The 12,381-nt window shown below is 69.1% G+C and carries 12 protein-coding genes and 1 tRNA gene; 4 read left to right on the top strand and 9 right to left on the bottom strand.

Annotation, left to right across the window (positions count from 1 at the left end):
• Window positions 1-65: 65 nt before the first annotated feature.
• Window positions 66-1,427 (top strand): dipeptidase, encoded by a 1,362-nt coding sequence (locus GP2_RS16135; RefSeq protein ID WP_006901601.1) that lies wholly within the window; start codon window positions 66-68, stop codon window positions 1,425-1,427.
• Window positions 1,428-1,445: 18 nt separating this feature from the next.
• Here the strand turns inward: GP2_RS16135 and GP2_RS16130 are convergent, their stop codons facing one another.
• Window positions 1,446-2,516: an acyl-CoA dehydrogenase family protein gene (locus tag GP2_RS16130; RefSeq protein ID WP_006901600.1), complete on the bottom strand. Its 1,071-nt coding sequence runs from the start codon at window positions 2,514-2,516 to the stop codon at window positions 1,446-1,448.
• Window positions 2,517-2,747: 231 nt separating this feature from the next.
• Between GP2_RS16130 and GP2_RS16125 the strand changes: the two genes are divergently transcribed.
• Window positions 2,748-3,176 (top strand): helix-turn-helix domain-containing protein, encoded by a 429-nt coding sequence (locus tag GP2_RS16125; RefSeq protein ID WP_244941160.1) that lies wholly within the window; start codon window positions 2,748-2,750, stop codon window positions 3,174-3,176.
• A 138-nt stretch (window positions 3,177-3,314) separates the two neighbouring features.
• Here GP2_RS16125 and GP2_RS16120 read toward each other — a convergent pair whose 3' ends face one another.
• A complete protein-coding gene (locus GP2_RS16120; RefSeq protein WP_006901598.1) occupies window positions 3,315-3,929 on the bottom strand; it encodes a lipocalin family protein in 615 nt (204 codons plus the stop codon).
• Between the two features lie 118 nt (window positions 3,930-4,047).
• The gene (locus GP2_RS16115; protein WP_006901597.1) at window positions 4,048-4,473 is read right to left on the bottom strand and encodes a DUF7144 family membrane protein; all 426 of its coding nucleotides are present in this window, start codon (window positions 4,471-4,473) and stop codon (window positions 4,048-4,050) included.
• A gap of 211 nt (window positions 4,474-4,684) precedes the next feature.
• Between GP2_RS16115 and GP2_RS16110 the strand changes: the two genes are divergently transcribed.
• Window positions 4,685-4,758, top strand: a tRNA-Pro gene (locus GP2_RS16110).
• 103 nt (window positions 4,759-4,861) lie between these two features.
• On the opposite strand, the gene GP2_RS16105 is transcribed toward GP2_RS16110, so the two are convergent.
• The 4 genes from GP2_RS16105 to GP2_RS16090 all read right to left on the bottom strand — a co-directional run bounded on the left by GP2_RS16105 (window position 4,862) and on the right by GP2_RS16090 (window position 9,404).
• On the bottom strand, window positions 4,862-5,053 hold the full coding sequence (locus GP2_RS16105; RefSeq protein WP_006901596.1) for a hypothetical protein: 192 nt from the start codon (window positions 5,051-5,053) through the stop codon (window positions 4,862-4,864).
• Between the two features lie 22 nt (window positions 5,054-5,075).
• Window positions 5,076-5,771: a haloacid dehalogenase type II gene (locus GP2_RS16100; protein ID WP_006901595.1), complete on the bottom strand. Its 696-nt coding sequence runs from the start codon at window positions 5,769-5,771 to the stop codon at window positions 5,076-5,078.
• 31 nt (window positions 5,772-5,802) lie between these two features.
• Window positions 5,803-6,810 (bottom strand): metallophosphoesterase, encoded by a 1,008-nt coding sequence (locus GP2_RS16095; protein ID WP_006901594.1) that lies wholly within the window; start codon window positions 6,808-6,810, stop codon window positions 5,803-5,805.
• 143 nt (window positions 6,811-6,953) lie between these two features.
• Window positions 6,954-9,404 (bottom strand): penicillin-binding protein, encoded by a 2,451-nt coding sequence (locus GP2_RS16090; RefSeq protein WP_006901593.1) that lies wholly within the window; start codon window positions 9,402-9,404, stop codon window positions 6,954-6,956.
• A 328-nt stretch (window positions 9,405-9,732) separates the two neighbouring features.
• Between GP2_RS16090 and GP2_RS16085 the strand changes: the two genes are divergently transcribed.
• Window positions 9,733-10,044 carry a WhiB family transcriptional regulator gene (locus tag GP2_RS16085; protein WP_040527269.1) on the top strand — a complete coding sequence of 104 codons (312 nt, stop codon included), beginning with the start codon at window positions 9,733-9,735 and terminating at the stop codon, window positions 10,042-10,044.
• A gap of 146 nt (window positions 10,045-10,190) precedes the next feature.
• Here the strand turns inward: GP2_RS16085 and bagB are convergent, their stop codons facing one another.
• Both bagB and bagA read right to left on the bottom strand, forming a co-directional pair.
• Window positions 10,191-11,285: an ArsA family ATPase gene (bagB, locus tag GP2_RS16080; RefSeq protein WP_006901591.1), complete on the bottom strand. Its 1,095-nt coding sequence runs from the start codon at window positions 11,283-11,285 to the stop codon at window positions 10,191-10,193.
• Window positions 11,285-12,355, bottom strand: coding sequence for an ATPase BagA (gene bagA, locus GP2_RS16075; RefSeq protein WP_040527268.1), 1,071 nt, complete (start codon window positions 12,353-12,355; stop codon window positions 11,285-11,287). The genes bagB and bagA overlap by 1 nt, the downstream gene beginning before the upstream one ends.
• Window positions 12,356-12,381: the final 26 nt, after the last annotated feature.

Genomic DNA, 12,381 nt, shown 5'->3' with positions numbered 1-12,381 from the left:
GGCGGCTGTGGTACCACAGACGAGGGGCGAACCCCGCAGACACGGACCGACCGAGGAGAGAGCGCATGGACGACGCGACGTTGCGGGAGCGGGTGCGGGAGTTGATGCCTCGTGCGAAATCCGATCTGGCCGAGATGGTGGCGTTCCGGTCGGTCCACGACCCGAAGCAGTTCCCGCCGGAGGAATGCGACGGGATCGTCGAGTGGCTGCTCGGCGCCTTCGGCGAACTGGGTTTCGACGACGTCGCCGCGCACGTGACGAGTGACGGCTCCAAGGCGGTGACAGGACAGATCCCGGGTCCGGAGGGCGCGCCCACCGTGCTGCTGTACTTCCACCACGATGTCCAGCCCCCGCTCGGCGAGGACGAATGGGATTCCCCCGTATGGGAATTGACCGAGCGGGACGGTCGCTGGTACGGCCGCGGCGCCGCCGACTGCAAGGGCAACATCGCCGTGCACCTGACCGCGCTCCGGGCACTCGCCGGAGACCTGGGCGTCACGGTCAAGATCGTCGGCGAGGGATCGGAGGAGCAGGGCACCGGCGGCCTCGAGCACTTCGTCGTCGAGAACCCGGAACTGTTGCGCGCCGACGCGATCCTCATCGCCGACTCCGGCAACTTCGCGGTCGGCAAGCCGAGCCTGACGACCACGCTGCGCGGCATCGCGAACGTCGACGTCACGGTCGAGACGATGGGGTCGGCCATGCACTCGGGCATGTTCGGCGGCGCCGCCCCGGATGCGCTGGCCGCCCTCATCCACATGCTCGCGTCGCTGCGCGACGAAGACGGAAACACCACCATTGCCGGCCTCGACGCCGATCAGAAGTGGCCCGGCGTCCAGTACCCGCCCGAGCAGTTCCGTTCGGATGCAACGGTTCTCGACGGGGTCGACCTCGCCGGCTCGGGCACGGTGTCGGACATGGTGTGGGCGCGGCCCGCGGTGACCGTGCTCGGCATCGACTGTCCGCCGGTGGTCGGGTCGTCGGCGGCCGTCCAGCCCCGGGCCCGGGCGCGGATCAACCTGCGGGTGCCGCCGGGCATGGATCCGACGCAGGCGCAGGACGCGCTGATCGCGCACCTGGAGAGTGTCGCCCCGTGGAACGCCCGGGTGTCGTTCGAGCGCGAGGCGGTGGGTTCGCCGTTCGTCGGCTCGACGTCGGGGCCGGCCTACGAGACGCTGACCGACGCGTTGTCGACCGCGTACGGCACCGAGGTGGCCATCCAGGGGCAGGGCGGGTCCATCCCGCTGTGCAACGTCTTGCAGGAGACGTTCCCCGACGCCGAGATCATGCTGTTCGGCGTAGAGGAACCGCAGTGCCTGATCCACGCCCCCAACGAGAGCGTGGCCCCGGGAGAGATCGAGCGGATCGCGCTGGCGGAGGCGATCTTCCTGCGCGACTACGCCGCGCTGGCCGCCCGGAAGGGGTGAACCGCAGGCCCCTCGGCGCTACCCCGCGCCGGGGTCGTCGAGTCCGCTGAAACGCCGCAGCAGCAGGTCCTTCACCTCGGCACGGCTCGCCGCGACCAGGATGAACGCCGCCTCGCGATGGAGTCGCTCCGACGCGTAGCCGCGGATCAACGACGACCCGCCGTGCGCGGCGACCAGCGTGGACGTCGCATCGAGGGCGAGTTGGGCGGCGTCGGCGCGCGCCGCCACCAGGGCGTCTGCGCTCACGCCCATCGCGGTGTCCAGCGCCGATCGTGCGGCGTCGGCGCGTTCGCGCAGCCGACGGGCGGCATGAGGGAGGGCGGAGGCGTCCAACAGCGCGGCGCAGCGGCGGATCAGCCCGAACGGCAGCGTCCCGTTGATCCGGATGCCGGCGGTCTGATTCGCGAAGAAGTCCTCGCGGGTGACCCGGGTGACCACCCGGGCATCGGGGACGAAGAGGTCGGCCACGTGCAGGGACACGGTCGAGGTCGCGTTCGCGGCCGACAGCTGCATCGGGATGACCCGCACCCGGTTGCGCAGGTCGGTGAGCGGCAGGATCGTGGCGACGACGTCGTCGGTGTCCACGTCGCGAGCGGAGATCTGGAAGAGGTCGACGATGTCCCAGCCGCTGACGAACGGGGAGTGCCCGCTCAGCACCCAACCGCCGTCGACCCGCCGGGCCGTCATGTGCGGCGGGGTGCGCACGGCGCCGGAGAACGCCACACCGGCGCGGAGCCGGCCACTGACCGTGGCGTCGAGCAACTCCTCGCGCAGGGCGGTGTTAGTCGAGCGGGAGAGGGAGATGACGACCCCGTGGTGCTGGAGCCAGGCGAACGACGTCGACAGGCAGCCGCTGGCCAGGACCTCGAGGATCTCGATGACCTGGGGGAATTCCAGCCCGGGGCCGCCGGCCTCGGGCGGCGCGGCGATGCCGAAGAGTCCGGCCTCGGCCAGCGCCCGCCAGTGCGAGTGCGGGATGACGCCGGAGCGGTCGACCTCGCCGGCGGCCGGGTAGAGGATCTCGTCGGCGATCCGGTACGCCTCGGATCGCAGCGCGATCGCCCTGGCGGCCGGGTCCTGCGTGCTCACATCCTCACCCTACGACGGAAGACCCGGGTCGACGGCCGACCTGCCCGACCCGACGCGTGTGAGTACGAAGGTGGGCATTTTCGCAGCACAATCCCGTGACAAGGTCCTTCCGAATTGGGACCTAAGGCCCAAGACCGGCACCTGGCCCGTCGGTAGTGTCTCAGATTGGGTGGGAGCATAACCTCTCTCATGGAAGGGAATCACGTGGGCCCAGGTGCCAATGGTCGTGACGTGCAGCTGACGAGGCCCGTCGGAGGTGCCGTTTCGCAACGCGAACCGCTCTCCCGGGCCGGGGTGTCGGATCTGCGGACGAGTGAGCGGTACTTGCGCGCCGCCGTCGCCGACCTCATCGAGCGCAATTTCCGTGATCCGGACTTCAGTGTGGAGGTCATCGCCCGGCAACTCCACGTGAGCCGGCGTCACCTGTACCGGGTCCTGGCCGGGAGCCCGACGTCGCTGGCCGAGATGATCGCCGAGCGTCGTCTCGAGTGGGCGCGGAGGCTCCTCACCGGTCCCGGCAACCTCAAGCTCGAAGCAATCGCACACGCATCGGGCTTCGCGTCGACCGCGACGATGCGAAACCGGTTCCGCGCGAAGTACGGGATGACCCCGGACGAGTACCGCCGGGCCGCGGCGGCCACCAAGGCCGAAGCCAGCTGAGACGATTCAGGGCAAGCACCACCTCGGGTGCTTGCCCTGAATTCTCTGTGAGAGGTCTGCCCGTCAGGTGGTGCGTGATCGCGCACGGTGTGCGGGATTCGGCGACGCCACTGTGGGATCAGACGGTGCCCCGGCGGTTCAGATGGCGCACAGCGGCGAGTAGTCGTTTCGTCCGCCGGTGGTCGGCGAGATCAGGAACGTGCACGGGTTGAAGCCAACCCGCTCGATCTCCTTGGTGAGGCGGCGCAATTCGGCGTCGGACACCACCTTGTCGCGGGAGAGGAGGAATCCCGACGCGCGGCTCGGGTCGCCGACGATCGAGTACTTGTAGGGCGCGTCCGGGGAGTCGCCGTCCTCGAGATGGGCGACGATGTAGTTCGGTGCCCCGTTCGGGTTGATGCTCGCGGGGGTCTGCGGGAAGCGCACGCTCAGAGCGGCATTCGACGTCGTGTCCACGACGGTCGCGCGTCCGACGACGCCGCCGCGCATACCGGTGGGGCCGGTGCACTGGTTGTCGACGCCGATGGTCTTCGCGTCGATACGGGTGTAGAAGGCGCTGGTGTCGCGGGCGCATGTGACGCCCCAGAACGACGGGACGGTGGCCAGTTGCCACCACTTGCCGAGGTAACGATCCACCTCGAGATTCTGCACCGGTGCCAGCGGGGCCGCGGCCGCGGAACCGGTCCCGGCCGCGAATCCGATGGCGACGACGATGCCGGCGACAAGTGCGGCCAGGGTGCGTACGACGCGCATGATGTTCCTTTCGTGGGGCCGAATCACCAGTGGTTCGGTCCGGCCCGCACGACGGATGGGTCGTGCACCCCGGCGGCCTTCGTCGCCGGCATCGGTCAGTTGTGGCCCGGAGGTCAGGTCACAGGTTGTAGGCGCGATCGGGGTCCCAGGTCGACACCGCCCAGATGACGATGAGATCCAGGACGATGATCAGGATCGCCCACGCGGGATAGTACGGCAGCCAGAGGAACTGCACGACGATCGACAGCGATGCGATGACGATGGCGGCGACGCGGGCCCAGTCGGCGCCGAGTGCGAGGCCGCCGGCGATCAGGACGCCGATGATGCCCAGGATCAGGTGAATCCAGCCCCACGCGGTGAGGTTGAACTCGAAGATGTAGTTCGGGCCGATGACGAACAGCTCGTCGTTGGCGATGGCGGAGATGCCCTGGAAGATCGACACCAGGCCGGCGACGAACAGCAGTGCCGCGGCGACGATCGAGATGCCGAAGGCGAATCCCTGCTTCGCAGCAGAGTCGATCTGCTTGTCGGTCGGGGAGCTCATGAGGAGTCCTTTCGCTCTGAGAGCGCCGCCGCCGCCCTCTTCGAGAGCGCTCCGCGACGGCGCCGTGGGTGATGAAGCGGGTCGAACGTAGCCGAGAATGCACCCTCGGACACGCACCGCACAGCGTTTCGGCCACTTCCGGCACAGGTTTGACCAGGCGATTTAGTACTTCGCGGGGGTGGGGTATAAGCTATCGCAGGCTAAACCGCCACGGGGTGTGGCGCAGCTTGGTAGCGCGCTTCGTTCGGGACGAAGAGGTCGTGGGTTCGAATCCCGCCACCCCGACAAGAGACCGGGTCCGCCGGTCGACACAGAATGTGTTGGTTGAGACACAGCAGAGAGACCCCGGTCCGCGAAAGCGACCGGGGTCTCCTCGTATCCGAGAGTGTCAGTCGTCCGGTTCGGACGAGAGTCGGTCGCCGATGTGGGCGATGATCTCCGCGTCGTCGGAGTGGAAGCGGTCCACCTCTTCGCCGCCGTCGCACCGCAGCAGCGCGACGGTGACCCCTCCCGAGTCGCGGTGGACCACCCGCCAGGACGCCCCGAGATCCTCCCAGCGTCGGAGCTCGTCGAGGGTCACCGTTCCTCCCGCCGTCCGGTCCTCAGCAGCCCAACCGGCGCGCCAGATCGAGCAGATCCGTCGCGTGGACGTCGTTGTCCGGTGATCCCGAGTCGTCCTTGGGTGCACCGCCCCACTCGTCGGGGCGTTCGACGAACGCGGTGCGCAGCCCGAACGAGCGTGCCGCGTCGAGGTCGTTCTGGTGAGTGGCCACCATCATCACCTCGGACGGCTGCACCTCGAGCAGCTCGGCCAGGCCGCAGTAGGTCTCACGCGCGGGCTTGTAGTGGTGCCAGAGGTCGGAACCGCCGATGACGTCCCAGGCGAAGTCGTTGTGCCGGGCCATGTCGGTCAGAAGCGCCACGCTGCCATTGCTGAGCGCGCACACGATGAATCCTCGCTTGAGCCGGCGGATGCCCTCGGCGGCGTCGGGCCAGCCGGGGATCGTCCGCCACGCACGCACCAGGGCTCGGACCTGGTCGTCGTCCGGTGCGACGCCGAACAGTGTCGCGACGTCGTGGAGGGTCTCGGTCTGCAGGTCGTCGAGGCCGCGCCAGCCGAGTTCTCCCGACTCGACACGGGCGAGGATCGGCGCATAACGGCGGCGCCACTCGCGGGTGAACTCGGCGGCGTCGACCTCGGGCAGGATTCGGGCGACGGCCCCGGAGATGCCGGTGAACCAGTCGGTGACCGTTCCGAAGGTGTCGAAGGCCAGGACCTTGACGCCGGCGGCGCTCATCCCGGGGTGACCTCCGGCCGCCGCCCGCGCATCACAGGGACTCTCGGGCCAACTGCGGGAGGGACTGGTCGGCGTCGAAGTCGGCGTCGCCGTGCGAGACGGGCGTCAGGGTCAGCAGGCTCGCCTCTGGGCGGCAGCAGAAACGCGCCGGCGCGTACGGCGAGGTGCCGAGGCCCGCACTGACGTGCAGCTTCATCGAGGCGCCCCAGTTCGAGGGGCCCTTCACCCGGGACCGGTCGATGTGGCAGTTGGTGACGAGCGCGCCGAGGAACGGCAGGCACAACTGCCCGCCGTGGGTGTGCCCGGCCATGACGAGGTCGTAACCGTCGGCGGCGAACCGGTCGAGGACGCGGGGTTCGGGCGAGTGCGTGAGGCCGAGACGCAGATGTGCCAGCGGGTTGGGCCGGCCGGCGATGGTCTCGTACCGGTCGCGCTCGATGTGCGGGTCGTCGACGCCGGCGGCGACGATGCGCACGCCGCTCACCTCGAGCTCTCGCACGGTGTGCGTCGCGTCGAGCCAGCCGCGTTCGGTGAAGGCCGCGCGCAGGTCCTGCCACGGCAACGGGTCGCCGTACGTGCGCTGGTGGTCGGTCTTGAAGTACTTGAACGGGTTCTTCGGCTTGGGCCCGAAGTAGTCGTTCGATCCGAACACGAAGAGGCCGGGCCGGCTCAACAGGCCGCCGAGGGCCTGGATGACCGCGGGCACGGCCTGAGGGTGGGCGAGGTTGTCGCCGGTGTTGACCACGAGATCGGGCTCGAGCGCCTCGAGCTCGGAGATCCAGGCCTGCTTGAGGCGCTGCCTGGGCATCATGTGGATGTCGCTGATGTGCAGGACCCGCAGCGGGGAGGCGCCGGGTTCGAGCACGGCCATCGTGGTGTGGCGGAGCGCGAAGGCGTTGCGCTCGATGACCGTCGAGTAGACCAGCCCGGCGGCGGCGAGTCCTGCGGCACCCGCGAGTGCTCGCGAACCGACACCGGAACCGGACGAACCGAGGCGTGAACGGCGCAGGCGTGCGAAGTCGAGGTCGGAGTGCTGCATCTGTTCAGGATACGCATTTGCCGATGCACACCGGATCGGCTCGCGGATGGCGATCACCGCCCCGGCCCGCCGACCGTCCGCAGTGCGGGGTCGGCGGGCCGAGGCGGTGATCGTGGTCCGGTGGCCGGGGCGGGGCGCCGGTGTCAGCCCGGGAGCTGGATCACGACCGGCCCGACACCGGGCACGACGACGGTCGTCTCGGTGGGTCCGTTGCCGCTGTCACCGCCGGCGCGCCGGCCGTTGCTGACGTAGATCGTCACGGTGCTGCCGGGCATCGCCGAGTCCGACGGCGCGGTGAACACGACGGTCCCCTTCGGGCGGCCGCTGTCGACCTCGAGCTCGTTGACCCGGAAGCCCGACTGCTGCAGGCGCGAGGTCGCCTCGCTCGCGGTCAGGCCGCTCACCTGGGGGATGCGCCCGCGGTCGGTGCCGTTCCAGTACGCGCGGTCGATCGGGGGCAGCCGCACCGGCCCGAACTTGGTCGCGATCGGCTTCATCGCCTGGAACCACGTGCGTGCCGGTTCCATACCGCCGTAGAGGTCGCCGTCGTAGCAGGACCGCAGGGGGCTGGTGCACACGCCCTGCGGGTTCGGGCCGTCGCTGTAGACGTAGGCCGCGCCGGCGATCTGGTTGGTGAAGCCGATGAACGCCGAGCTGCGATGTGCCTCGGTGGTTCCCGTCTTGCCCGACATCGGCAGGGTCCAGCCGGCCGACCCGGCGGCGCCCGCGGCGGTGCCGGCGCCGATGTGGTCCTTGCTCAGCGCGTTGGCGAGGGAGTCGGCCAGACCCTTGTCGACGACCTGCTCGCAGCCCGGCGGGGTGAACGGCACCGACGTCAGCGCGCGCTGGCCGTCGGGCCCGATCACCGGGTTGCCGTACTGGTCGCGCTTGACCCGGCTGATCGACTTGATCGGGTTCGGCGGGCACCACACGCCGCCCGAGGCGATGGTCGCCGCGACATTGGCGAGTTCGAGGGCGTTCAGCGGCAGCGGACCCAGGGTGAACGAGCCGAAGTTCCCGTCCTTGACGTACTGGGCCATGCTCTTGTCGCCGTAGCCCGACGAACCGGGGATCGTGTACGAGCGCAGACCCAGACGCACGGCCATGTCGACCGCGGGCTTCACCCCGACCTGCTGCAGGAGCTGCACGAACGCGGTGTTCGGCGACTGGGCGAGTGCGTCGGTCACCGACATCGAGGCCGGGTACCGTCCGTCGTTCTTGACGCAGTAGGAGTTCTCGGGGCAGCCGAAGGCCCCGCCGCTGTTGCCCATGCCCTGCACGGAGACGAAGCCGGGCACCGGGATGCTCGACCCGGCTCCGAGCCCCTTCTCCATGGCCGCCGCGACGGTGAAGATCTTGAACACCGACCCGGCGCCGTCGCCCACCATGGAGAACGGCTGCGGCTGCATGGTCTCGCCCGCGTCGAGGTTCAGGCCGTACCGGCGGCTCGACGCCATCGACAGCACATCGTGTGACTTGTCGCCGGGGCGGATCGTGCTCATCACGTCGGCGACGCCGTCGGCGGTCGGGCTGGCCTGGGCCTTCACGGCCCGGTCGGTGGCGCGCTGCACCTCGGGGTCGAGCGTGGTCTGGATGATGTAGCCGCCGCGCATGACCGAGTTGCGCGAGATCCCGTTCTCGGCGAGGAACTGCAGCGCGTAATCGCAGAAGAATCCCTCGTTGCCCGCTGCGATGCAGCCCTGGGTCGGCGTCTTGGGGCGCGGGAGCACGCCGAGCGGCGTGTCCTTGGCCGCCTCCAGCTCGGCGCGCCGCTCCGGGAAGTTGGCGATCATGGTGTCCAGGACGATGTTCCGGCGCTCCAGCGCGCCCTCCGGGTTGGTGTACGGGTTCAGCGCGGAGGTCGACTGCACCATGCCGGCGAGCATCGCGGCCTGCTGGACGTTCAGGTCCTTGGCGGGGATCCCGAAGTAGGTCTGGGCGGCGGCCTCGATCCCGTAGGCGTTGTTGCCGAACGGCACGACGTTCAGGTACCGGGTCACGATCTGCTTCTTCGCCTCCTGCTTGGCGGCGGCGTCGTCGAGTCCCTTGTCGCGCTTGGCCTGGTCGATGAGGCTCTGCTCGAGCGTGAGCGCCATCCGGACCTCACGGAGCTTGCGGGCCGGCGTCGTCTCGACCGCGGCCTGGCGGTCGGCCTCGGTCCGGGCCAGCACGAGCAGCTGATAGTTCTTGATGTACTGCTGATCCAGCGTCGACGCACCTTGTTGGACCTCGCCCGACGACGAGTTCTTGAGCGCGGCGCGGATGGTGCCCTTCCAGTCGACGCCGTCGTGCTCGAGGAAACGGCGGTCCTCCACGGAGATGATCGCGCGGATCATGTCGGGCGAGATGTCGTTGTAGCCGACCTGGATGCGGTACTGGTCGAACAGCATCGCGATCGGCTTGCCGTCGGCGTCGGTCATCGTGGTGACCTCCGGCAGCGTTCCGTTCAGCAGTTCGGAGGAGACGTTCTCGACCGCGGCGGCAGCCCTGTTGGAGACGACACCTACACCGCTGGCCACCGGGTAGAGGAGGCCGGCGACGAGAATGCCGGCCAGCAGGCTCGCCCATGCCAGTGACCACAGCTTCTTGGACATCACCCCGACAGGATACGTGCGATCCGGACGAACATCGTCGTGCCTCGCTCCCGGGACAGTCGCCTCCCGCGACGCCGGGGCCGGGATGCATCGTCCCACGACAACGGCCCGCTGATGCCCGCCGAAGGGGGTCCGCGCAACCCTCCGATCGGATGAGTTTGCACGGTTGTCCCACTTTCTTCAGCCGCAGGGGTTGCGGACCAATGCACAGATCCCTAGATTGAGTGCAGAATGTGACTTACATAACAGTTTGTTGTAAATGTGGCCTGAGCAGCGCGTTGAGTCTCGACTTCGGGGCCATGCACAACACGACGAGTAGGGGTGGCGGATGGCGACAGCTGCAGTTTCCAGCGGAGAAGATCGTCTGGCCTGGGTGGCCAAGGCGCGGTGTCGGGGAGGGAACCCGGATGATCTGTTCGTGAGGGGCGCAGCCCAGCGCAAGGCTGCGACGATCTGCCGGCACTGCCCGGTCCAGCTCGAATGCGGGGCCGATGCGCTCGACAACCGCGTCGAGTTCGGCGTGTGGGGCGGTCTCACCGAGCGTCAGCGCCGCGCCCTTCTCCGTCAGCATCCCGAGGTGACGTCCTGGGCGGCCTTCTTCGAGGCCCAGCGTCGCCGCCAGCGGGCCGACGCGGTCTGATCCCCGCGACGCCTCACAGACGAGAACATCGGCTCGACCGGACCTGCCCGGTCGAGCCGATGTTCGTTGCGAGGCGTTCTTCGTGAGGTGTCCGCGAGTCGGTGACCCGGGCCGTCGGCCGGCACGGGTCACCGCGAGCCGTCCGGTCAGCCCCTGCCCGTGATCTGCTCGGCCACCGCGCGCAGGGCCGTCATGTCCGCGACCTCGAAAGGCAGCGCCGGGACCCCGACGATCGGGACGCGCGGATGCGACGCCGTGAACCGCTGCAGGAGATGCAGTTCCCGCTTGCCGGTGGCGGCGCGGTCGGCGTGGATCTGCAGCACGCCGCGGGTGAGGTCGTCGGTGATCGACTCGAGCGCCACCAGGGCGGCCTCTTCGTGGATCGACGTCAGGTTCGGGTGCGTCCGGTTGAGGATCAGGCCGGCCAGCGGCATCGACTCCTCCGACAGGCGGTCGACGAAGAACGCGGCCTCGCGCAGCGCGTCGGCCTCGGCGGCGGCCACCACCGCGAACCGGGTTCCGGGCTGCTTGAGCAGCTCATAGGTCTTCAGCGCGCGATCCTGGAAGCCGCCGAACATCGAGTCCAGCGACTGGACGAAGGTCGCGACGTCGCGCAGCATCTCGCCGCCGATGATCGTCGACACGCCCCGCATCGCCAGGCTCATCGCGCCGGTCACCATGCGGCCCACGCCGCGGCCGCCGCCGACGAGCATCTTCATCAGGCGGCCGGACAGGAACGACCCCAGGCGCTGCGGGGCGTCGAGGAAGTCGAGCGCGTTCCGCGACGGCGGGGTGTCGACGACGATGAGATCCCAGTGGTTCTTCTCGAGCAGCTTGCCCAGCTTCTCCATCGCCATGTACTCCTGCGTGCCGGAGAACGAGGACGCGACGGTCTGGTAGAAGGCGTTCTGCATGATCGCCTCCGCCCGTTCGGGTGTCGAGTACTCGAGCACCATCTCGTCGAAGGTGCGGCGCATGTCGAGCATCATCGCGTCGAGGCTGCCCTTGCCCTCGATCGGCACCGGCTGCGGCTCGTTGGTCAGCTCGCTCATCCCGAGCGACTGCGCGAGGCGCTTGGCGGGGTCGATGGTCAGCACGGCCACGGTGCGCCCCTGCTCGGCGGCGTACATCGCCATCGCCGCGGCGGTCGTCGTCTTGCCGACACCGCCTGCACCACAACAGATGACGACACGGGTCCCGGGGTCGGTCAGGACCGCCCCCATCTTGAGGTCGAGTGGCATCAGGCCCCCGCTTTCTGGAGAAGGTTGGCCAGCTCGTAGATCGAACCGAGGTCGATGCCGTCGCCGAGCGACGGGAGCTCGAGCATCGGCAGCTCCACCTCGTCGAGCTGTGCCTTCGCGATCTGCTGCGCCTGCAGCCGGGTGGCGTGCTCGATGGTCTCGGTGAGCAGCCCCGACAGGTCGCCCTCGGCCAGCTTGAGGCCGGCCGCCTTGAGGTTCTCCTCGATGCGGACCGCGTCGATGCGGCCCTCGGCGATCTCGTCGATGGAGTCGGCCGGCAGGTACGGCGGGCTGACCCGGTTGATGATCAGGCTGCCGAGATTGAGGTTCTTGCCGCGCAACTCGTCGATCGCCTCGATCGTCTCCTGGATCGGCATCGCCTCGAGCAGCGTCACCAGGTGGACGACGGTCTGCTCGGAGTGCAGCAACTGCGCCACGCCCTCGCTCTGGCTGCGGATCGGGCCGGTCTTGGCCAGGTCCGCCATGGCCTGGGTGACGTCGAGGAAGTTGCCGATCCGGCCGGTCGGCGGCGCGTCGACCACCACCGCGTCGTACACCGGATTGCCCTGCTTGTCGGTGTGGATGACGCGCTCTTTGATCTTGCCGGTGAGCAGCACGTCCCGCAGGCCCGGCGCCACGGTGGTCACGAAGTCGATGGCGCCGATGCGCTTCATCGCCCGGCCCGCGAAGCCCAGGTTGTAGAACATGTCGAGGTACTCGAGCAGCGCGTGCTCGATGTCGATGGCCAGCGCCGACACCTCGCCGCCGCCCTCGGCGGTGGCGATCCTGGTGTCGGCCGGCGGGAGCGGCGGGATGTCGAACACCTGCGCGATGCCCTGCCGCCCCTCGGTCTCGACGAGGAGCACCTTCTTGCCGTCGGCGGCGAGCGCCAGCGCGAGTGCCGCCGCGATGGTCGTCTTACCGGTTCCGCCCTTGCCCGAGACGAAGTGGAGACGCGCACGCGATGCCGCGTCCGGCCACTCGTTGTCGACGGTGACGGAGGAGTTGTCTGTCACGCCGGAATCGAGGGGTCCCCCCGCCCCGGAACGTGCGCCTGCTTGATTGGCCACCGCAACACCATATCCATTGATCGCCT

It is taken from the genome of Gordonia paraffinivorans NBRC 108238, assembly GCF_000344155.1.
GTDB lineage: Bacteria > Actinomycetota > Actinomycetes > Mycobacteriales > Mycobacteriaceae > Gordonia > Gordonia paraffinivorans.
Note: the sequence above shows the minus strand (reverse complement) of the source record. Positions and strands in the feature narration are given on the sequence as shown.